General features: G+C 48.9%; 11 protein-coding genes. 3 read left to right on the top strand and 8 right to left on the bottom strand.

Going from position 1 to position 23591, the window contains the following annotated elements; all coding sequences use genetic code 11:
• The 6 genes from HZB61_07230 to HZB61_07205 form a co-directional block, all read right to left on the bottom strand.
• The coding region (locus HZB61_07230) for a hypothetical protein (protein MBI5056389.1) at positions 1-240 on the bottom strand (240 nt) is incomplete at its 3' end.
• A 76-nt stretch (positions 241-316) separates the two neighbouring features.
• Positions 317-1090, bottom strand: coding sequence for a hypothetical protein (locus tag HZB61_07225; GenBank protein ID MBI5056388.1), 774 nt, complete (start codon positions 1088-1090; stop codon positions 317-319).
• Positions 1091-1139: 49 nt separating this feature from the next.
• Positions 1140-6977 carry an Ig-like domain-containing protein gene (locus HZB61_07220; protein ID MBI5056387.1) on the bottom strand — a complete coding sequence of 1946 codons (5838 nt, stop codon included), beginning with the start codon at positions 6975-6977 and terminating at the stop codon, positions 1140-1142.
• Between the two features lie 23 nt (positions 6978-7000).
• The gene (locus HZB61_07215) at positions 7001-16966 is read right to left on the bottom strand and encodes an Ig-like domain-containing protein (protein ID MBI5056386.1); all 9966 of its coding nucleotides are present in this window, start codon (positions 16964-16966) and stop codon (positions 7001-7003) included.
• A 5-nt stretch (positions 16967-16971) separates the two neighbouring features.
• Positions 16972-17364, bottom strand: a complete 393-nt coding sequence (locus HZB61_07210; GenBank protein ID MBI5056385.1) for a hypothetical protein — start codon at positions 17362-17364, stop codon at positions 16972-16974.
• 210 nt (positions 17365-17574) lie between these two features.
• Entirely contained in the window at positions 17575-18144 is a 570-nt protein-coding gene (locus HZB61_07205) for a hypothetical protein (GenBank protein ID MBI5056384.1), read from the bottom strand.
• Positions 18145-18223: 79 nt separating this feature from the next.
• Here HZB61_07205 and mazG point away from each other — a divergent pair, with 79 nt between their 5' ends.
• The gene (gene mazG, locus HZB61_07200; GenBank protein ID MBI5056383.1) at positions 18224-18997 is read left to right on the top strand and encodes a nucleoside triphosphate pyrophosphohydrolase; all 774 of its coding nucleotides are present in this window, start codon (positions 18224-18226) and stop codon (positions 18995-18997) included.
• A 286-nt stretch (positions 18998-19283) separates the two neighbouring features.
• Here the strand turns inward: mazG and HZB61_07195 are convergent, their stop codons facing one another.
• On the bottom strand, positions 19284-20324 hold the full coding sequence (locus HZB61_07195; protein ID MBI5056382.1) for a hypothetical protein: 1041 nt from the start codon (positions 20322-20324) through the stop codon (positions 19284-19286).
• 6 nt (positions 20325-20330) lie between these two features.
• On the bottom strand, positions 20331-20969 hold the full coding sequence (locus tag HZB61_07190; GenBank protein ID MBI5056381.1) for a DUF4412 domain-containing protein: 639 nt from the start codon (positions 20967-20969) through the stop codon (positions 20331-20333).
• A 141-nt stretch (positions 20970-21110) separates the two neighbouring features.
• Between HZB61_07190 and HZB61_07185 the strand changes: the two genes are divergently transcribed.
• Both HZB61_07185 and HZB61_07180 read left to right on the top strand, forming a co-directional pair.
• The gene (locus HZB61_07185; GenBank protein ID MBI5056380.1) at positions 21111-22133 is read left to right on the top strand and encodes an aspartate-semialdehyde dehydrogenase; all 1023 of its coding nucleotides are present in this window, start codon (positions 21111-21113) and stop codon (positions 22131-22133) included.
• 8 nt (positions 22134-22141) lie between these two features.
• The gene (locus HZB61_07180; protein MBI5056379.1) at positions 22142-23455 is read left to right on the top strand and encodes an amidohydrolase family protein; all 1314 of its coding nucleotides are present in this window, start codon (positions 22142-22144) and stop codon (positions 23453-23455) included.
• Positions 23456-23591: the final 136 nt, after the last annotated feature.

The following is a 23591-nucleotide window of genomic DNA, read 5'->3' as shown; positions in this document are numbered from 1 at the left end:
AATATTCATCCCGAAATTGTTAGTGGTTGTTGCGGAGAGCTTGTTGAACGCGGCCGGATTGAAAATAAGATCAGTCCCCGTATTGTTTGTAAACTTCGTCGTGCCGACAACTTCTAAATTATTGGCCGGGCTTGACGTCCCTACTCCCAGCTTGCCGCTTACTGTTAAGTCCCCCGCTGCATATACATTCACTCCAATTAGTAACAACCCTGCCATTAATATTAACATCGTCTTCTTCATCGTCTCCTCCTTTTTGCTTAATATATCAATTATCAGCCTATTCCTTAGCTTAAAACGATCAAATTGGTTTTTTTTGCTACTGTAATATAAGGTTCCCGATTGTTACTGTTCCGTTGCTTATAGTCATTGTTCCAATAAGTATAGTCGTACCTGTATTTGTTGTGAAATCGCAATTGTAACCACCATCCAAGACTACCGATTTGTTGAGGTTCATGTCTATAGCTTCAGTAAGAGTTGTGGTCATGATCTGTATTGTATCTCCATCTGCAGCGGCGTTATAAGCGGCCTGGAGCGTGGAGAAATAGTTCGGGATTGCGCCTGCAATTCTTACAGGAAGATTACATTCTGTAACGGTTACCTGAAATGTCCTGGTCCCTGAATAAGCGAAATTATAAAAGCCGGTTGAGTGCATATCCGCGTTCTGTCCTGCGGTGCTATCAAAGAAGGACAAAGGATAATTAGCAGGGACAGTTGAAGCATCCCAGGTAATTGTGAAATTAGTATCGGCAAGTGTTGAATTAACGACAAAAGACCATGTCTTGGAGGCTCCAGGAGTATGAGAACGTATGTCCCTTTGGAACACATCATGGATTATATTCCATTCGGGATGTGAAAAATATGCTTCCAGTCCTCCTCCTAAAAGGGCATATGTATCCCAGATACTGTCATACCCGTCTGTTGCTGTATCATCTGCCCCAAGGACAAGGCGGTTATCGGCGGCCCCGGCTTTTACCCATAATGTTACCTGCCAGTTAGCAGCAGCCTTTGTCTCTGAAGGTAAAATTAATAAAGCGCAGAATAAGACCACGGCTAAAAAGCAAACTGAAAATATTGTTTTAACGTTTCGCATTTTGTTTTGTATAACAATAGTTATCGTCATATCAATAAACCTCTTTAATTTATGGGGCCGGTGCGTATATCCTCAGTTTTGTTGAATTCGTATCATAGACGTAAATAAAGTAACCCATCCACGGCTCCAAGGTAGCCGGAGGATTGTCATTAAATGCCTTGAAGGACCATCCGGGACCGTCGCCTTCCCATTCATATATAGAGTTGGATACCCAGCCGTTTATCACCGCCTGAGTATAGGTATATTCCATCGCGCCTCTTACAACCTTTACATCCTGAAGTTTAATTATAGCATTGTAAGGATTTGTGATCGCAGTCCATCCGCCATTAGCATCAAGAGCAATGTCAATATAAGCCCTCGGATCATTAACAACTCCTGCCGGTTCGTCAACTCTTCTCAGCGTGTCGGTTGACCAGATGTAATAGCTTGCTCCGGTTTGCACCATTCCTGAGGTGTTGTTGATCCATGAGCCTTGAGTTCCGCTTACCGTATCAAGTCCGGTAGAATCCCACTTGTAACACAGCTGGTATCCTGAATCGTCTCCGAGCACGGAGGTGTATGTCCATGAGCCGCTCGCTATATTTTTCGGAACGCCTGCCAAGTTGTAACCACTCAGCAGATATACGGCCGGCCCCACATTATATGCTGAGACGCCTGACGGGAGTTGTACTGCCGTGGTATCGCCGGTTGCCGCCTGTACTTTGAAGTAAAATCTCAAATCCTGGGCGGCCCCGAGGCCGGTTGTAAATGAATAAATTTTGCCGTCGGTATAATTGGTGTCTGCCGGATTTCCCTCGATCATTGCATAGCTGAAGTATCCGTCATTGTCTCCGATATAAATCTTTGGATAACCTGCAGCAGGCGCGTCATTTTCAAGGTCCGTATAAACAATTGCAAATGTGAATGTGTTTCTCGTATTTCCTGTGTCGGGGTCTACCCCATTATCATAAGGCGCTGCCGGATAAGTCAGGGTCGGGAGGCTCATTGCAGCAGTGGAAAATGAGAATACATAATTTGCTGCCATTGAATTACCTGCGGGGTCTTTTACCGCTGTAGAAACGGTAATAGTATATGATGTCAGATTCGCTTGTCCGCTTGTCGTGAATACCGCCTGGGTGCCTGAACACGATGAAAGAGCCCAGCCTCCAGAGCTTATGGTTATGCTGGAGGCGCTGACCGTTGTACAATTAACATTTTCCGTCCAGGAGATAGTCACACTGCCGTTTAATGCCGTTCCCGATGCACCGTTTGAAGGTGAGGTTGTGCTGACAGAAGGCACTGTCCTGTCTACGGTTACCGTGACGCCTGTTCCCGGGGTCTCTGTATTATTCGCGCTGTCTTTTGCCCGGCTTTTGATGTTGTAACTTCCGTCAGCAGGAAGCGTCCAACTATACGCCCATGTCACGTTTGCTCCCGGGCATCCTGTGCATGCCGCTGCTACCCAGGTAGTTCCTCCGTTAGTTGATACTTCAATACCTGAAACAACCGCATTGTCAGATGCTGTGCCGTTTACCGTATATGGGTTAGGGGAACCTGTGTTTAGCATTGTCCCGTTTGCAGGTGTTATAACTGCCGATGACGGCAGGGTGTTGTCAATGTTAATTAAACGCGCAGCGCTCTGTACGCTGTTGCCTGCGGTATCGGGGACTTGTACCGTGAGATTATGCGCGCCGTTAATAAGGCCTGACGGATTGTTAACTGTAAGAGTGCCGGTACATTTTCCGGTTATCGGCGAATACATTACGATGCCGGAAAAACTTGCAGCAGAGCCGTCTATCGCAGCAGTGCAGTCTGTTCCGTTAAGTATGCCTGAGCCTCCAGCCTCGGTGACGGTTACATCAACGTTTATAGGGCTGCCGTTCTTGTAATATGTACCTGCTGCTGGAGTATTCCATATGTAGGTCGGGGCCACTGTATCAACTCCGAAATCCGGGTCGCTTGTCCCGAACTGTACCCAGCCGCTTGTAAGACCATAAGCATCTATCGTGCGCGCCTGCCATTTGTACTGGGCGCTGTTTAAAAGGCCGCCGCAGGTTGCTTGTGCTGTGCCGCCGCTGGCTACGGCAGGGCCGCTTGTGCAATTAGGCGTGCCGGTGAAAGCAGATGCACTGGGCTGTATTTCAACCTCAAACTGAACAGTGTCACCATTGGGATCCGAAACAGCCGCCTTCATTACTACTGTAGTTTCATTGCTCCATTTGCCCTGGCCGATAGTGGTAACTTCATCGGTTTTGTACTGCGTAAGTCCCGTGGGGTTTGAGGGAGGGTTATTGGGCATGGCCTCAGTAGTATACGAGAACAGGTAATTAGCTGTAATTGAATTTCCCGTGGTGTCCGTTACTCCCGTAGTCACTGTTACCGAATATGTTGTTGAATACGCCTGGGAGCTTGCTGTAAATATCGCCTGGTTCGCTCCGCAGGTCAACAATGCCCAACCCGAACTTGTCGATGTGATATTTATTGTGTTGACGGTCGCGCAGTTTACATTTTCGCTCCAGGTTATCGTTACGTTGCTGTTTATTATTACATCGATAGCTCCGTTAACAGGCACTGTGCTGTTGACCGAGGGGGCGGTCCTGTCGATTGTTACACTGTTGCCTGCGCCGGGTGTCTCGGTATTATTTGAAGCATCCCTTGCACGGCTCCTGATGTTGTAGCTTCCGTCAGCGGGAAGTGTCCAACTGTATGTCCATGTAACGTTTGCTCCGGGACATCCGGTGCATGTCGCCGGGTTCCAGGTTGCGCCGCCGTTTGTTGATACCTCAATGCCCTGCACTGCAACGTTGTCGCTTGCGGAGCCGCTGATTGTATAAGGATTCGGTGAGGTGCTGTTTATGATTGCGCCGTTTGCAGGTGATGTTATCGCTGATGCAGCAGGCGTAACATCAGCTGTCGTATATGAGAATGAGTAAATGGCCGACATCGGATTGCCGTTTGCATCCGTAACTCCCGTTGTTACCGTTACGGAGTAAGCAGTCATCCCGGCCTGCCCGTTTGTTGTAAATATTGCCTGGTTGTTTGAACATGTTGAAAGTATCCAGCCGCCCGCATTGATAGTGATATTTGTGGTGTTGACAGTTGAGCAGTTTACATTTTCAGACCATATGACGGTTACGTTGCTGTTTAGCGCTACGCCGGTTGCGCCGTTTGCGGGATTTGTGCTGCTGACTGAGGGAGCGGTCCTGTCGACTGTCACAGTGTTGCCCGGAGCCGGGGTCTCAGTATTGTTTGAGGCGTCTTTAGCGCGGCTCCTTATATTGTAGCTTCCGTCAGCAGGGAGCGTCCATGAATAGGTCCATGTTACGTTTGTTCCGGGACATCCGGTGCACGTTGCCGCATTCCAGGTAGTGCCTCCGTTTGTCGATACCTCGATGCCGGTTACAGAAACGTTGTCTGTTGCAGCGCCGCTGATTGCATAAGGATTCGGTGAGGCGCTGTTTATAATTGTACCGTTTGAAGGCGCGGTTATTGTTGACGACGGGGCTATCACGTCAGCCGTTGTGTATGAGAACAAGTAGTTTGCTGCCATTGCGTTGCCGTTTGCGTCTCTTATTCCTGTGTTCACTGTTACTGTGTAACTTGTGATGCTTGCCTGCCCGCTTGGCGTGAATACTGCCTGACCGCCGCTGCATGAGGTCCTTGTCCATCCTACCACTGGGCTTATCGTTACACTTGTGGTAGTGACTGTTGCGCAGTCAACTGGTTCATTCCAGTTGACGGTTACTGTGCTGTTTAATGCTACGCCTGTTGCTCCGTTTGCCGGTACCGTGCTGGTAAACGCGGTCACTGTCGGGACTGCCGCGTCAGCAGTTGTATAAGAGAATAAGTAATTGGCAGCCATAGGGTTGCCGTTTGCGTCTGCAACTCCTGTGCTTATCGTAACTGTATATGTCGTAACGCTTGCCTGACCGCTTGGCGTGAATATTGCCTGACTGCCGCTGCATGATGACCTGGTCCATCCAACTGCCGGACTGATGGTCACAGTTGTGTTCGTGACTGTCGCGCAGTCAATGGTCTCGCCCCAGTTAATCGTTACGGGGTTGTTAAGATTTATACTCGCTGCTCCGTTAACCGGTATTGTGCTGCTTACCGCTGGAGAGGTCCTGTCTATTGATACGGTATTGCCTGCGCCAGGTGTTTCAACGTTGCTTGATGAATCTGTCGCGCGGCTCCTGATCGTGTAGCTTCCATCCGCAGGAAGTGTCCATGCATAAGTCCATGTTACGTTCGCTCCGGGGCATCCTGTGCATGTTGCCGCATTCCATGTAGTGCCTCCGTTTGTTGATACCTCGATGCCGGTTACAGAAACGTTATCTGTTGCAGCGCCGCTGATTGTGTACGGGTTTGCTGATGCGCTGTTTAATGTTGATCCATTTGCCGGTGAAGTAATTGATGAAGCTGGAATACCGGCATCTGCAGTTGTATATGAGAACAAGTAGTTTGCTGTCATGGCGTTGCCGTTTGCGTCTCTTATTCCTGTGCTTACGGTTACTGTATAACTTGTGACGCTTGCCTGTCCGCTCGGGGTGAATACTGCCTGAGCGCCGCTGCATGAGGTCCTTGTCCATCCAACTGCAGGGCTGATCGTCACTGTTGCCGTAGTGACTGTTGCGCAGTCAACGGGTTCATTCCAGTTGACCGTTACAGTGTTGTTTAATGCTACCCCTGTTAATCCATTCGCAGGGACCGTGCTGATCACTGACGGGGCTGTGGTGTCAACTACAACTGTTCTCGGTGTGGCAAATACTGCGGAGACATTGCCTGCCGCGTCCTTTGCCCATGGATAAAGTGTATAAGTTCCGTCAGATCCTACTGTAAATGTCGAAGGAGCTATTGACGTCCATCCGGTGTCACCTGCCAATGGAGGCGTTGCCGATGTGGTTATCTTAAATCCTGTAACTCCAACATTGTCGGAAGCCGTAAATAATGAAACCGGGATGTTCAGGCTCGTTGAAGGCGATGTCGCTGTAAAAGCGGTCACTGTTGGGACTGCCGCGTCAGCAGTTGTATATGAAAATGAATAATTCGCGGTCATCGGGTTATTGTTCACATCCATCACGCCGGTTGTCACTGTTACGGAATAGATGGTCAGACCCGCCTGTCCGTTTGTGGTGAATACTGCCTGATTGTTTGCGCATGTTGAAAGTGTCCAGCCGCCGCCGCTTATTGTTACATTTGTGGTGTTGACTGTTGCGCAGTTCACATTCTCATTCCATGTGATCGTTACAGCGCTGTTGAGCGCTACGGAAGTCGCGCTGTTTGCCGGTATCGTTGAACTTACTGAAGGAGCGGTCCTGTCAATTGTAATTGTATTTCCTGCTCCCGGTGTCTCAACATTGCTTGATGTGTCGAGGGCGCGGCTCTTTAATGTGTAACTTCCGTCCGCAGGCAGCGTCCATGAATATGTCCATGTCACATTTGCTCCGGGACATCCGGTGCAAGTTGCCGCGTTCCATGTTGTTCCACCATTAGTCGAAACTTCGATACTGGATACCGCAATGTTATCGGTTGCCGCACCGCTTATTGTAAAAGGATTTGCCGCTGCACTGTTGATGACCGCTCCATTTGCCGGTGTGGTTATACTTGATGCAGGAATGCCGACATCACCGGTTGTATATGAAAATGAGTAATTGACTGACAGCGCATTGCCTGCCGTATCTCTTACTGCCGTGGTCACAGTCACGGAATATGCCGTTGATCCGGTTTGCCCGCTTGTTGTAAATACCGCTTGATTGTTTGAGCATGTTGAAAGGGTCCAGCCCGGACTTGTTGATGTGATGTTTATTGTGTTGACTGTTGCGCAATTTATATTTTCGCTCCACGTGATCGTCACGTTGCTGTTTACCGCTACGCCTGTTGCTCCGTTTGCAGGTACCGTGCTGGTCACTGAAGGAGCAGTTGTGTCAACTACTAAAACGCGGTCACTGTCGGGACTGCCGCGTCAGCAGTTGTATAAGAGAATAAGTAATTGGCAGCCATAGGGTTGCCGTTTGCGTCTGCAACTCCTGTGCTTATCGTAACTGTATATGTCGTAACGCTTGCCTGACCGCTTGGGCTGAACACAGCCTGGTTTGCGCTGCACGATGTCCTTGTCCAGCCGACCGCCGGGCTGATCGTTACTGTAGATGTCGATACAGTTACACAGTCAACGTTTTCGCTCCAGTTGACCGTTACATTGCTGTTTAATGTGATATTAGTTGTACCGTTTACAGGCGCTGTTGAACTTACAGTCGGGGCAGTCCTGTCTATGGTTAGCGTATTGCCTGCTGCCGGTGTTTCAACGTTGCTTGATGAGTCGGTTGCACGGCTTCTTATCGTATAACTGCCGTCCGCGGGAAGTGTCCAACTGTATGTCCATGTTACGTTAGCTCCGGGACAGCCGGTGCATGTCGCCGCATTCCATGTCGTGCCGCCGTTTGTCGAGACCTCTATGCCTGACACCGCGATGTTATCTGTCGCGCTGCCGCTTATTGTGTATGGATTTGCCGAGGCGCTGTTGATCGTCGCCCCGTTTGCAGGTGATGTAATGGTTGATGCAGGGATACCGACATCGCCTGTTGTATATGAGAATGAATAATTGACTGACATTGCATTGCCTGCCGCGTCTCTTACTCCTGTTGTCACTGTCACTGAATATGCTGTTAATCCTGCCTGTCCGCTTGGAGTGAATACTGCCTGGCTGCCGCTGCATGAGGTCCTTACCCATCCTACAGCCGGGCTGATCGTAACGTTTGCCGTAGTAACTGTCGCGCAATCAACGTTCTCATTCCAGTTGATCGTTACATTGCTGTCCAATGATATGGAAGATGCCCCGTTTGCCGGTATGGTTGAACTTACAGATGGAGCAGTTGTGTCAACTATTACCGTCCTCGGTGTCGCAAATACTGCCGACACATTGCCAGCCGCATCCTTTGCCCAGGGATATAAAGTATAAGTTCCGTCAGATGCTACGGTGAATGTTGAAGGGGCTATTGCCGTCCACCCCGCGTCACCTGCCAATGGAGGGGTTGCAGATGTGGTTATCTTGAATCCGGTTACGCTTACGTTATCTGATGCAGTAAATGCCGTGACCGGGATATTCAAACTCGTTGTTGGTGATGTGGCAGTAAAAGACGTTACCGCAGGAGAAGTCACGTCAGAAGTTGTGTATGAGAATAAATAGTTGGCAGACATTGGGTTGCCTGCTGAATCGCTTACCCCCGTTGTTGCCGTTACTGTGTAAGTTGTTGAGCTTGCCTGTGCGCTTGTGGTAAATACGGCCTGATTGCCGGAACATGTTGAAAGTGTCCAGCCTCCGCCGCTTATTGTTACGTTTGTGGTGTTGACTGTTGCGCAGTTTACATTCTCAGACCAGTTGATCGTCACGCTGCTGTTTAATGAAATATTTGTCGCCCCATTAACAGGAACTGTTGAACTTACCGTTGGGGCAGTCCTGTCTATGGTTACAGTATTGCCTGCTGCCGGTGTTTCAACGTTGCTCGATGAGTCGGTTGCGCGGCTTCTTATCGTATAACTGCCGTCTGCGGGGAGTGTCCAACTGTATGACCATGTTACGTTAGCTCCGGGACAGCCTGTGCATGTTGCCGCATTCCATGTAGCGCCTCCGTTTGTCGAAACCTCAATGCCTGATACCGCGATGTTATCTGTCGCGCTTCCGTTTATTGTGTATGGATTTGCCGAGGCGCTGTTGATCGTCGCCCCGTTTACAGGCGCTGTAATGGTTGATGCAGGTATACCGACGTCGCCTGTTGTATATGAGAAGGAATAGATGGCTGTCATCGTATTGCCGTTTGCATCCGTGACGCCTGTTGTTACGGTCACTGAATATGCTGTCAGACCGGCCTGTGTGCTTGTGGTAAATACAGCCTGGTTCCCTGCACACGTTGAAAGTGTCCAGCCCGGACTGGTAGATGTAATATTTAAGGTGTTGACTGTGGCACAGTTTACATTTTCAGACCATGTGATCGTTACATTGCTGTTTACTGCAACTCCTGTTGCTCCGTTTGCAGGAATTGTAGAGCTTACCGCTGGGGCTGTCCTGTCTATAGTCACAGTATTTCCAGCTCCCAGGGTCTCGACATTATTTGATGAATCTGTCGCGCGGCTCTTTAAGTTATAGCTGCCGTCCGCAGGAAGTGTCCATGAATAGGTCCATGTTACATTTGCCCCCGGACAGCCAGCGCACGTTGCCGCATTCCATGTGGCCCCGCCGTTTGTTGAAACCTCAATGCCCGACACCGCTGTGTTGTCAGTTGCGGAACCGCTTATCGTAAACGGATTTGCGGATGCACTATTAAGTATAGCTCCGTTTGCAGGTGAAGTAATGGTTGACGTGGGTTTGGAGGTATCAGCCGTAGTATAGGAGAAAGAATAATTCACAGGCATCGGGTTACTGTTTGCATCTGTGACCGCAGTGGTGATTGTCACCGAATATGCTGTTGAGCCGCTCTGCCCGCTCGTTGTAAACACAGCCTGATTTCCGCTGCACGTTGAAAGCGTCCATCCGGGGCTGGTTGACGTTATGTTGACTGTATTTACTGTTGAGCAACTTACATTCTCAGCCCATGTGATCGTTACATTGCTGTTTAATGCCGCTCCGGTCGCTCCGTTTACAGGCACTGTCGAACTTACTGCAGGCGCTGTCCTGTCTACCGTAACAGCATTGCCTGCTCCCGGTGTTTCGATGTTGCTTGATGAATCGGTTGCACGGCTCCTGATCGTGTAGCTTCCGTCAGCGGGAAGTGTCCAACTGTACGTCCATGTTACGTTTGCTCCCGGACAACCTGTACACGTTGCCGCATTCCATGTTGTGCCGCCGTTTGTTGATACCTCAATGCCTGTTACTGCCGCATTGTCAGTCGCTGAACCGCTTATTGTATAAGGATCTGATGATGCGCTATTTAAAATTGCACCGTTTGCAGGATTTGTAATTACTGATGAAGGCGCTCCCGCGTCCGCGGTTGTGAATGAGAAAGAATAGTTTAAAGCCATTGCATTGCCTGCTGTATCTTTTACTCCGGTTGTCGCTGTTACTGAGTATGTTGTGATGCTTGCCTGGCCGCTTGTGGTAAATACGGCCTGATTGGTTGAACACGTTGAAAGCGTCCAGCCCGGGCTGGTTGATGTGATATTAATTGTGTTCACTGTCGCGCAGTCAATGTTCTCCGACCAGGTTATTGTCACATTGCTGTTTAATGTTATGCCGGTTGCCCCGTTTGCAGGAATTGTCGAGCTCACCGCCGGAGCGGTTGTGTCGACTGCAACGGTAACAGGTGTCGCGAATACCGCGGACACGTTTCCAGAAGCATCCTTTGCCCAGGGATATAAAGTATAAGTTCCGTCAGACGCTACCGTGAATGTTGAGGGTGCCGTTCCCGTCCATCCTGCATCACCTGATAGAGGAGGGGTTGCTGATGTGGTTATCTTGTATCCTGTTACTCCGGCATTGTCATTTGCAGTAAATGATGCGACCGGGATATTAAGGCTTGTTGAAGGCGTTGTTGCTGTAAATGCCGTTACCGAGGGTGAGGTTGTGTCTGTCGTTGTATACGAGAATGAATAGTTAGCAGCCATCGGGTTGTTATTGGCATCGTTTACTCCTGTAGTCACTGTAACATTGTAAGTTGTTGCGCTGCCTTGTCCGCTCGTGGTAAATACTGCCTGATTAGCTGAGCAGGTTGAAAGTGTCCAGCCGGGACTTGTTGACGTTATGTTTAGCGTGGTCACAGTCGTGCAGTTTACATTCTCAGACCATGTGATTGTTACGCTGCTGTTTGCAGCTACGCCGGTTGCTCCGTTTGCAGGAATTGTCGAGCTTACTGTTGGGGCTGTTCTATCAATTGAAACTGTATTGCCTGCGCCGGGAGTTTCAACATTGATTGATGAATCAGTTGCGCGGCTCCTGATCGTATAGCTTCCGTCAGCGGGTAGTGTCCAACTGTACGTCCATGTCACGTTTGCCCCCGGACATCCTGTACAGGTTGCCGCATTCCATGTAGTGCCGCCGTTCGTTGATACCTCGATTCCCGATACAGCTACATTGTCAGTTGCTGAACCGCTTACGGTAAACGGATTTGCAGCCGCGCTGTTTAATGCCGCTCCGTTTGCAGGTACTGTGACTGTTGACGACGGCGCTGCCGTATCAACTGTTGTATATGAGAACGAATAATTTGATGCCATCGGGTTGCTATTGGCATCTCTTACTGCCGTTGTGACTGTAACGGAATACGCGGTCGCATTAATTTGACCGCTTGTTGTGAATACCGCCTGATTGTTTAAGCAGGTTGATAATGTCCAGCCAGGACTTGTAGATGTAATATTAATAGTGTTGACAGTCGCGCAATCTACATTCTCTGGCCATGTGATTGTCACACTGCTGTTTAATGCTACGCCTGTTGCTCCATTGGCTGGTAATGTCGAGCTTACTGCCGGAGCGGTCCTGTCAATTGAAACTGTGTTGCCTGTACCGGGTGTCTCAACATTGCTTGATGAGTCTGTTGCGCGGCTCTTGATCGTATAGCTTCCATCAGCAGGCAGAGTCCATGAATACGTCCATGTGACGTTTGCTCCCGGACAACCTGTGCAAGTTGCCGCATTCCATGTTGTGCCGCCATTTGTTGAAACCTCAATGCCTGTTACTGCCGCATTGTCAGTCGCTGAACCGCTGATTGTAAATGGATTGGATGATGCGCTGTTTAAAATTGCACCGTTTGCAGGACTTGTTATCGCTGATGAAGGGGCGCTGGCGTCCGCAGTTGTGTAAGAGAAAGAATAGTTTAAGGACATCGCGTTGCCGTTTGCATCCGTTACCCCTGTTGTTACGGTTGCTGAATATAAGGTTATATTGGCCTGTCCGCTCGTGGTAAATACCGCCTGATTTCCTGAACACGTTGAAAGTGTCCACCCAGGACTGGTAGACGTAATATTTAAGGTATTGACCGTGGCGCAGTTTACATTTTCAGACCATGTGATGGTTACGCTGCTGTTTAATGCTACGCCGGTTGCGCTGTTTGCAGGAATTGTCGAGCTTACTGCTGGGGCGGTTGTGTCTACAACAACTGTCCCTGGCGTTGCAAATACTGCCGACACATTCCCTGCCGCGTCTTTTGCCCACGGATATAAGGCGTATGTTCCGTCAGACGCTACTGTGAACGTTGATGGAGCTATTGCTGTCCATCCTGCGTCTCCTGCCAGAGGAGGAGTTGCTGATGTTGTTATCTTGTATCCTGTTACTCCAGCGTTGTCGCTTGCAGTGAATGATGTGACCGGGATGTTAAGACTTGTTGAAGGCGTTGTCGCTGTAAAAGCGGTAACCGAGGGTGATGTCACGTCAGCCGTTGTGTATGAGAAAGGGTAGGGTGCAGACATCGGGTTGCCGTTTGCGTCTGTTACAGATGATGAAGCAGTTACTGTATATGTTGTTAATCCGGCCTGTCCGCTTGTGGTAAATACTGCCTGATTAGTTGAACATGTTGAAAGCGCAAACCCGCCGCCGCTGATCGTGATATTCGTTGAATTGACAGTTGCGCAGTCTACATTCTCAGACCATGTGATTGTCACGCTGCTGTTTAATGCTACGCCGGTCGCTCCGTTGGCTGGTAATGTTGAACTTACCGACGGGGCGGTCCTGTCAATTGAAACTGTATTGCCCGTCCCCGGTGTCTCAACATTGCTTGATGAATCCGTTGCGCGGCTCCTGATCGTATAGCTTCCGTCAGCAGGCAGAGTCCATGAATATGTCCATGTGACGTTTGCGCCCGGGCAGCCTGTACACGTTGCCGCATTCCATGTTGTGCCGCCGTTTGTTGAAACCTCAATGCCTGTCACTGCCGCATTGTCAGTCGCTGAACCGCTTATTGTAACCGGAGTTGGTGAAGCGCTATTTAAGATTGCACCGTTTGCAGGACTTGTTATTGCTGATGAAGGCGCTCCTGCGTCCGCGGTTGTATATGAGAACGCATAGGGCGCTGCCATTGCGTTTCCGTTAGCGTCTGTTACTGCTATTGATACTGTTACAGAATAGGTTGTTACACTTGCCTGCCCGCTTGTGGTGAATACGGCCTGATTGCTAGCGCATGAAGAGAATGTCCATCCGGGACTGGTTGATGTAACGTTTGTTGCGTTGATCGTTGCGCAGTTTACATTCTCAGACCAGTTGATCGTTACGCTGCTGTTTGCAACTACGCCCGTTGCTCCGTTTGCAGGAATTGTCGAGCTTGCTGATGGAGCGGTTGTGTCAATTGTTACAGTGTTTCCTGCTCCCGGTGTTTCAACAATATTCAATGTATCTGTAGCACGGCTCCTGATGTTGTAGCTTCCATCCGCGGGAAGTGTCCAACTGTAGGTCCATGTAACGTTTGCACCGGGACATCCTGTACAGATTGCTGTTGCCCATGATGTCCCTCCGTTTGTTGATACCTCGATTCCTTGTACAGCAACATTGTCTGCAGCTGAACCGCTTATGGTGTATGGATTTGCCGAAGCGCTGTTTAATGTCACACCGTTTGTAGGCGAGGTTATAGTTGATGACGGCGCTGTGGTGTCAACCGTTGTGTATGAGAATGAATAGTTTGCCGCCATCGGGTTATTATTGGCATCTCTTACGCCCGTGGTAACTGTAACACTGTAAGTCGCTGCGCTGCCTTGTCCGCTTGTAGTAAATACAGCCTGATTAGCTGAACAGGTTGAAAGTGTCCAGCCAGGACTTGTTGATGTTATGTTTATCGTGGTCACCGTTGCGCAATTTACATTTTCACTCCAGGTAATAGTTACGCTGCTGTTTGCAACTACGCCGGTTGCTCCGTTTGAGGGAATCGTTGAACTTACTGAAGGCGCTGTTCTGTCAATTGTTACAGTGTTTCCCGCGCCGGGTGTTTCAACATTGATTGATGAATCAGTTGCGCGGCTCCTGATGTTGTAGCTTCCATCCGCGGGGAGTGTCCATGAATATGTCCATGTTACATTTGCTCCGGGACATCCTGTACAGGTTGCCGCCGCCCATGTTGTGCCGCCGTTTGTTGATACCTCTATGCCTGAGACAGCAACATTGTCAGTTGCTGAACCGCTGATTGTAAAAGGATTCGCTGACGCGCTGTTGATCACTTCTCCATTTGCAGGTGTTGTCACTGAAGATGAAGGGGCAGTGAGGTCAGGCGCGGAGATCGTCGTGTATGAGAAAGAATAATTTGCAGCCATAGGGTTGCCGTTTGTATCCGTAACTGCGGTTGTTACTGTCACCGAATATGTCGTTGAGTAAGCCTGTCCGCTTGTCGTAAACACCGCCTGATTAGCTGAACAGGTTGAAAGTGTCCATCCCGGACTTGTAGATGTGATATTCGTTGTGTTTACTGTCGTGCAATTCACATTCTCCGACCAGTTGATCGTTACGCCGCTGTTCAAAGCTACGCCGTTTGCGCCGTTTGTCGGGATGGTTGAGCTTACTGCCGGTGCGGTTGTGTCGACCACAACGGTTCTTGGCGTTGCAAACACTGCCGATACATTGCCTGCCGCGTCTTTTGCCCACGGATAAAGTGCGTATGTTCCATCTGAAGCGACCGTGAATGTTGAAGGCGCTGTGGCTGTCCATCCTGCGTCTCCCGCAAGAGGAGGTGTTGCTGATGCCGTTATCTTGTAACCCGTTACTGAGATGTTATCCGATGCTGTGAATGTTGCTATAGGAATATTAAGACTCGTTGAAGGCGATGTGGCTGTAAATGCCGTTATCGAAGGCGCTGTGCCGTCTGAATTCCAGGTGAAGTTTGCTGCCGTAGTTGTTATTGAGGTCCCGCAGTCAGGATCTGTTCCTCTTACATCAAGGGTGTATGAGTTGCCGTTAGTGTAATTTCCGCAGAGTGAACCTCCTGCCGTTGATGCGGGAATAAGGGAACTGGATGTCCAGTCAGTACAAGTCGTCACCGTGCTCGCTGCAGGCTGAAGGACTATAATAGATTGTGATACGCGTGCTGTTGCAGCGTAAGTTACATTAGGCTGTGTAGTGCCCGCTGAGGCAAAAGCTTTAGATGATACGCCCATCTGGAGTCCATTTAAATAATCTGAATGTTCGGTATAAGTTTCGGTATCGCTTGAATGCGTTTGATTGCTCGACCATGTGTAAATTCCATAGCCTCCGGCACTGACAGTTATTGCCGCAGGGAACTGGTAGCTGGCTGCCGAGTTGTTTCCATAAATACCGCCTGACCCTCCTATCGGGGTTGTCTGGTCAACGCCGGTATAGCTGGCGATAAAGGCAGAAACGTTAGTATGTGTCCCGGTGATTGTTACGGCAAGCGTATCGCCGGTGCGGGCAGCGATGTCCGCCTCTCTGAGATACCCGATCCAGGTCTGCCGTCTGTTACTGTTTTCAATAACCGCCTGTGTCAATGCCCTGCCGCCATAGGTAGCACTGAAAGTTTGTCCGGTTGCCCCTCCGGTGTCTTGAGAGTCAACTGCAACTACCAACAAACGGTTTGTCCCGGCAGAAATTGAAAATGTGCCGGACAAGTTCCCTGTAGTTCCTGTTAACTGCGGTGTTGCAGTCCATGCATTCAATGCAGAGACTGTTGATGGCCCCGTACCGACAGTTGTAACTTTGTATTGAAATGATCCCACATTGCCTGTTGTCGAATACATTCCGCTTACATCATAAGGATCACCGTATGCAGTTTGAGAAGCGGAGATTGTAATTGTTGAAGACGTTGGGTCGGAACAGGGTTGGATTGTCAGGAGATTAGATGTGCCGACATTTCCTGCGCCGGTATCGGGAGCGGCTACGCCTACACCTGTTACGCTCGATTGAATGGTGTTTCCTGTTTGTCCGGCTGCGAGGTCGTAAACGATGTAAATAAATTTCGGCGTCCCGGTTGATACTGTACGGTCAGCCGCTGTTCCGCCATTTAGAGTTACAACGGTAGCCGCGCCGTTCCATACGCCAGTGTTTCCGATTAATACTGCGCCAACCGGAAGGGTTGTCGAGCTTGTTGTTGAAATGTATACTTTTGCATCCTGTATGCTTGTCGCATTTCCGTTATCGGTAAGATTCAGAGATGTGAGTTCAATCTGGCCGTTCTGAGCATTATTGCTGGCGACCTGAAAACGCTGCATAAGAACTCCGGTTGTCCCGTCAGTGGGATTAACTGCGGCAATTGCTGTATTGCCGGAAGCAGTTAATGTATCGCCCGACGCTACCGGCGTTTCAGTTACGGCAACATAACTCTCAGTAGTCGCCCCTGTTGTATCGTAATAGATGCGCGGAGTATATGTAGTTCCACCGGGTCTGTACGCTATTTCAAGCAGCAGTCTATGATTCTGCTGGACCCGTCCGGTACCGTTGATCGTATAAGTAGGATTGACGGCCACAGTGCCGCCTGTTCCAGAAGTGATCGTCTGGGAGGTTGCTACCAGTGTCTTATTCCCTGCAGCTCCCGCGGGATCGTAATCATAAAGATGGAATGTCCATTGGTCTGTTGCGTTGTAACCACGTATCGAAAAGTTGGCTGCGGTCACTGCGGAAATATCAATAGCATTGCCCGAATATACCGGCCCGTATACCTTCATCATCACAGTCCATGTCCCGTTCGACATGCCGGTTGTTGGACGGTAGCTTGAGCCGGTAGCTCCATTACCAACCGCGTCAAATGTAGTCCTCACTGTAGGGGCTGTGGTAACCTGACCTGAAGCAACGTTACAGGTCCCGTCTATGCCAATATTTGTCGTATTGTCAGGCTGCACATAATAAGTGGCAGCGCTTGCGGTCACTGATGATAAAAACATTACGCATAAAAACACCAGAGAATAAATGCCGGACATCATCAGCCGGAAAGACCTGGATCTTTGTTCCTTAATTTCATGTTGAACCATGTTGAACTTTTCCTTTTTCATAAGCCTTAAAGAGACCCCTCGTAAATTGAGTCGACTGTATTTGCAAAAGTTGAATGCTTGATTGGAACAAGGTCTTGTGTCAGCAGTTGCGGATAATATGACCAATAGTAAGTGGGGGCGGCAGGGGATAGATTGGATGTTCCACGATAAATAGCGTTGGAGCTTCCGGCTGCTTGTTTTAATTTTTGAACTAAACCCGGGGTAGGGCTAGCACAAGCACGTCGGGTAACTAACACAACATATTTACCGCTGTAATTATTCTTATAAAAAGTTTCAATTACAGCGTATGCGGCGCCAATTACCCCTGCCACCAGAAAAACATAAATGGAGGATTTGACGATGATTAAGAAATTGAAATAGTGAAAATGTTGTGTGGAGCTAAAATAAATATGATCCACATCCTACCCCGGTATTAAATTTTAATCCTAAAAAAGAATTGACAATGTATCTGCAAATGGCGTGCCTATATTTGGAAAGATTGAAAAACAGGGGGTTACAAAATTATATATTATGACAAATTATGTCAGAATGGCAAAAACCTGTGACAAAAGCGCAATTTTTTTATGATTTTTACGCAGATAGTGTAAAAATCCTCAACGGAACTCTCTTTATCCCCGGGGTTTAGCGAGAATCTCAAGGATTTTTAAATTCAAAAATCTTTTCGATGTTGCTGACCTGATTACAACTACCGCGTCCGCGCCTCGGCCTGTGCCCGCTACCGCGATTGCTTCTTCACCTTCGGGAATAAGCCCGGCGTCGGCAGCCATCATGACAATTTCGCAACACACTTTTATGCCTTCTCCAAACCTCCGGAGAGTTTGCGCGACGAGGAGGGTGGGGTAGACGCCGCTGAATTGCTTGGCCAGTGCAGCCTCAAGGCTGTGGGTAATCATTGTCCCTGTGTATATCTTTGCGCCTGCCGCAATGATTCTCCCCCTCGCCTCCTGCGTGAACTCAATACTGTTTGGTTCTTTGAAGCCGTGCGAGTGGGTGACAACAACCAGATTGATATTTTTATCTTTCAAACCTTCCGCGAAAAGCTGTCCGGTATCGCCGTTGGTCGAGGCAACAACGATGTGTTTGTAATTAAATTCGGTGACAGCGCTGTTAACGATCTCAAAGCATCGCTCTGTATTTTCCGCGCCCGGTTTTTCAAAATAGGTGATCGTTTTTTGCATAATGTTTACCTCCGGAATCGAGGATGATTATACCAGATACACCCCGCAACATTCTTTATAAATCTGATATACTCTGGTGATGAATTTTGATGAATTAGTAAGTATTGCCGCAAGGCTTCGCGCCCCTGACGGCTGTCCCTGGGACAGGGAGCAGACCGTGGAAACCCTCAAGCCGTTTCTTGTTGAGGAACTTCATGAGGTCATTGACGCCTTTGACGAGAATGATCCTGAAGGGATCAAGGAAGAACTCGGCGACCTTCTGTTTCAGATAGTCCTTCAAAGCCAATTGGCAAAGGAAGAGGGGCGGTTCGATATTAATGATGTTGTCGACGGGATCGCGCAGAAGATGATCAACAGGCATCCCCATGTATTCGGGGACAAGGACCTGAAGACCTCCGGGGATGTAAGCGTCTGGTGGGAGGAGCGTAAAAAGAACGAGGGGAAGGTCCATGACTCCGCGATCGGCGGCGTGCCGAAGTCCTTATCGGCGCTGCTGAGGGCGAGCAAGATCCAGAAGAAGGCCACGAAGGTCGGCTTTGACTGGGAGAAGATCGAAGATGTTTTTGCAAAGCTCGATGAGGAAACCGGCGAATTAAAAGAGGCCATCCACAAAAAAGATCAGAATGAGATAGAAGATGAGATCGGAGACCTGTTCTTCGTGCTTGTCAGGCTCGCGAATTTCGTGAATGTAAACCCGGAAGACGCGCTAAGAAAAACGATAAATAAATTTACTTACAGGTTCCGGCATATAGAAAAAGAAGCGGCGCGGCAGGGGAAGAAATTAGAGGCAATGACCCTCCCGGAGATGGAAACCTTGTGGCAGGAAGCCAAAAATAACGAGGGGCGAAAATGATGTCCTTCTGCCGGAGTTTGTTCCTCACGCAACTTATTTCGAAACATCTTCAAATTTCTTTTTAATATCCTCTGCTGCCTTATCAATCTTTTTCCCCGCGCGCTCCGCAGTCCCTTCCTTCTTGCAGGCGTAACCTCCTGTGAGCAATGACGTCGCGATGACGATCATGAGGATTTTTTTATCATAGACATGAAAGACCTCCAGACTATCTGAATCTGAAACTAAGTTTTTAAATCTTCCGCTCTTTTGTACTTTAGCACTATTGCGCTGCTGCGCTTTTCGACAGCTACATCCCCAGTTCTTTTTCGAGGTCTTCCTGTTCTTTTTTGAACTTCTTTTTCTGGCCCTCGTCCTTGAGCATTTCTTTCTGCTGCTTCTTGCCGCGCTCTTCCAGATTTTTTTCAAGCTGCTCCGCCTTTGCGGAATTGTCTGCTATTTTGTAATAGTGAACAGCCCGTATCAGAACATTTTCCTTCTCTGCGGCAACTGCTAATTTAGCGGCCTTATCTTTTACCTTTTTGATCTTGTCCTCATCATTTATAAACTTGTAGTACCGGATCGCATCTTCAAGAGACTGGGGGTCATTGTCATCGGCATAAAGGGCGTCGCCTCTTTTTACCGCCCTTTCAACAACCTGTTTCTCTTTTGCGTCTTTAAAGAAATCAAACCACTTGCGCGCGGTTTCAAGCCGGGTGATTGAACGGTCAACAGGCGAGCCTCCTAAATCAATAACATTCTTATTAATGTCTTTATCCTCCCTCTCAAGGGTGCTTTCGCCGTTTTTCGCAGCTGCCATCGCGAACTCTTTGTAGTAGCTGTGGTCCAGGGAGTAACCGTGCTCTTTAATGAGGTCAGCGCTGTGTTCTTTGCGGTTGTTGAAATGTTCAAAGGCAATTGCGAAGGTATCAATATCTTCGGGTTTGGACCTCATCATCTTCATCATTACGCGGTCGGCTTCGGCGAAATTCTCCGAGGCCTCAAGCCACTGAAAGGCCCCGGCGGTTTTATTTTGATCGCCTCTCCTGTAAAGATTGCCTTTCTTCTCTTCTTCATCGCTCAGCTTTTTGCCGGTCCTTTTCCATCCGGCTTTTGCTTCGCCCGAAACCGGGTTCTTGCCTTCGCAGCTATAATCATAGCGCGCCTTGTTGTAATGTGAAAAAGCGTCCGTGAGCTTCCCTGTTTTTTCAGCGGCAGCGCCCTTTTCAAATGACGCCTTTAGTTCTTTAACAGGGTCGCATTCTCCATCACCATAGGCAGAGCATATCCACCCGGTAAGGGCAATGCACAAGAGTAAACAGAGTAACGATCTGGTGTATCCGATTTTCATGTTCTCTTACTCCCCGCCCTTCATCATCTCCTGCATATTAAAGCCGCCGCCCATGCCGGGCATCTTCATGTAACCTGACGGGACCTCAAAGAGTTTCGGGTCCTGCTTTTCAAGCTTGAGATTCTTGAGTTCCGTCTTCATGCGCATCTTTTTGCCTTCCGCCTTTGATACGGTGTCCATCTTTACCATTATTCCGTCTTTTGTGCTCCACATGAATCCGCCGAATTTATTGCCCTTCTTGTCAGTCATAATGACCTTGCTCTTTGTGGCATTCACACCGTTGACAACTTCTTCACCCATCACCTCCTGCTCAATTTTGTAGTCCCTGAGGTCTGTCGGGTCTTCTTTACTCTGGTTCATCTTCATTTCCATGTACATTTTTTGTTCCGGCATCAGCATCCACACGAGCTTTTTGTCCGTGCGCGTGATCATGATCTGTTTCATGCCTTCCATGTCCTGCTCTCTTCTTTCCTTGCCCTGCGCGTGAAAGATCTTTGCTTTCATGGTCACGTCTTCAGTCTCCATATACTGGTCCGCGGAATATTCCACCTTGGGCTCCTGGTAAGCCTTCTCAACGGCCCAGGCAGTCATGCCAAAAAGCATGGTGATGATCAATGTGAATAAAATTCTCTTGCAATGCTTCATGATTTGTCCTCCTTCAGGAATAATTTTCTAAGAGAATACCACCGGTGGAAATGCTTGTCAATGAGAATGCCGAATAGAAATTTCCAGAGTGAATGTGATAAATTATTGGCATTTAATAATCATGTGAAAGGACTTGGAGCGATGTTAAAGAAAAAAGATAAGTACGTGGTTGCCGTTGTCGGCGCGACAGGCGCGGTAGGACATGAAATGATCGCGGTTTTGGAGGAAAGGAATTTCCCCATTGAAAAACTTAAACTCTTTGCCTCCGAGAGATCGGAAGGCAAGGTACTGAACTTCCACAATAAAGGGATAACGGTCGAGATACTTACTGAAAGTGTTTTTGAAGGTATAGATATCGCCCTGTTCTCAGCGGGAGCGGAGAGGAGCTTACACTTCGCCCCGGTGGCCGCAAGGGCAGGGTGCATTGTTGTGGACAATTCAAGCGCGTGGAGAATGGACCCCGGTGTGCCGCTCGTTGTGCCGGAGGTAAACCCTCTTGACCTGAAATGGCATAACGGGATAATCGCAAATCCCAATTGTTCCACCATCCAGATGGTTGTCGCGCTGAAACCCATTCATGACGCGGCAAAGATCAAAAGGGTCGTGGTGACGACTTTTCAATCCGTCTCAGGCACGGGGAGAAAGGCGATGGAAGAGCTGCTTCACCAGACCGCGGACATTTTGAATTTCAAAGATGTAAAAGCAACCGTCTACCCGCACCAGATCGCCTTCAACTGTCTGCCGCACATAGACAAGTTCATGGATAACGGCTATACAAAAGAAGAGATCAAGATGGTCAATGAGACAAAAAAGATCATGGGCGACAATTCGATAAAGGTCACGGCAACGACAGTGAGGGTCCCTGTATTCAGGGGGCATTCGGAATCGATCAATATCGAGACTGCAAAGAAACTCACGGCGAATGACGTCAGGGCCATCCTTGCAAAAGCGCCCGGCGTGATCGTATATGACGCCCCTGAGAAAAATGTCTATCCCCTTCAGACTGTCTGCGCAGGGAGGGACGAGGTCTATGTTGGAAGGATCAGGGAAGACGATACCATTGAGAACGGCATAAATATCTGGATAGCTGCGGACAACCTCAGGAAAGGCGCGGCGACCAATGCCGTGCAGATCGCCGAAAAGTTGATCGAGATGGCGAAATAAGGAGAACCATGCAAAACGTTGACTGCATTATCAGGGCCGATTATCTTCTTACAATGGAGGGAGACCTCCCTGTTATTAAAGACGGAGCTGTCGCAGTTTCAGGCAGCACCATTGTTGACGCAGGGACGTTTGCGGATGTTTCCAAAAATTATTCTTCTAAAAAAATATTAGACGGGAAAGACAGGGTCGTATTACCGGGGTTGATCAATACTCACACTCATGCCGCGATGGTCTACTTCAGGGGACTCGCGGACGACCTCCCTCTGATGGAATGGCTGCAGAACCATATCTGGCCTGCGGAAGGCAAATGGATGAATGAAGAGTTCGTCAGCGATGCTGTAGAGCTTGCCTGTCTTGAGATGCTGAAGGCGGGTGTCACTACATATGCCGATATGTATTTCTTTCAGAACGCTGCCGGGAAGAAACTTGAGAAGATTGGGATGCGCGGCGTGCTGGGAGCGGGCGTAATCGATTTCCCGTTCACTGGCTATGCAAAATCCCCGGACGACTATTTCATCAACGCTGAAGATCTTATCAATAACTGGAAGAACAGCGAACTTGTTTTCCCCTGCATCGCCCCTCATGCTGTTTACACCTGCGGACCTGATAATTACAAACGTGCCAACGCACTTTCGGAAAAATACAATGTCCCGGTACACACGCACCTTGCCGAGACGCAGTTTGAAGTTGCCGAATGCCAAAACCGTTACGGAAAGACGCCGGTTGAGTACTTTGAAAGCATCGGCCTCTTGACTGAGCGTTTGTCCGCGGCACATTGCGTCTGGCTCACCGATTATGAGATTGATTTATTAGCCAGGAGAAAAGTTGGGGTCTCGCATTGTATTGAGAGCAATTTAAAACTCGCGTCCGGTTTCGCTCCTGTTGCGAAGATGCTTAAGGCAGGAGTAAAGGTTTCACTCGGAACTGACGGCGCGGCAAGCAACAATGATCTGAGCATATTAGGTGAAATGTCCACCGCCGCGAAAGTCCACAAGGCCTTTTCAGGCGACCCGACCGCCGTTGACAGCAAGACAACGTTGTTAATGGCAACAAGGAACGGGGCCGAGATCTTAGGATTAGGCGACAAAGCCGGCTCCATCAAGGCGGGGAAGAAAGCCGATATTGTTATAGCAAACCTCTCACAGCCTCATCTTACCCCGATATACGATATCTATTCCCACATGGCTTACTGCCTGCGTCCTTCCGATATTGACACCGTGATGGTCAACGGAAAGTTCGTTGTCGAAAACGGCAAGCTCACCACAATGGATGAGCAGGAGATAATGGATAAAGCAAGGGCGTGGCAGAAAAAGATTAAATAATAACCCCTCCCGGCCTCCCCTTATATAAGGGGAAGAGCAAGTAACCCCCTCAGTCCCCCTTAACCTAAGGGGGAGGTTCAAATTTCCCCTCTTATGGTAAGAGGGGATTAAGGGGAGTTATTTGAGTGGGGAGTTG

The sequence above is a fragment of the Nitrospirota bacterium genome, from assembly GCA_016214845.1.
Taxonomy (GTDB): Bacteria; Nitrospirota; Thermodesulfovibrionia; order UBA6902; family UBA6902; genus SURF-23.
The sequence above is the reverse complement of the archived record's forward strand: the minus strand, read 5'-3'. Positions and strand labels throughout refer to the sequence as shown.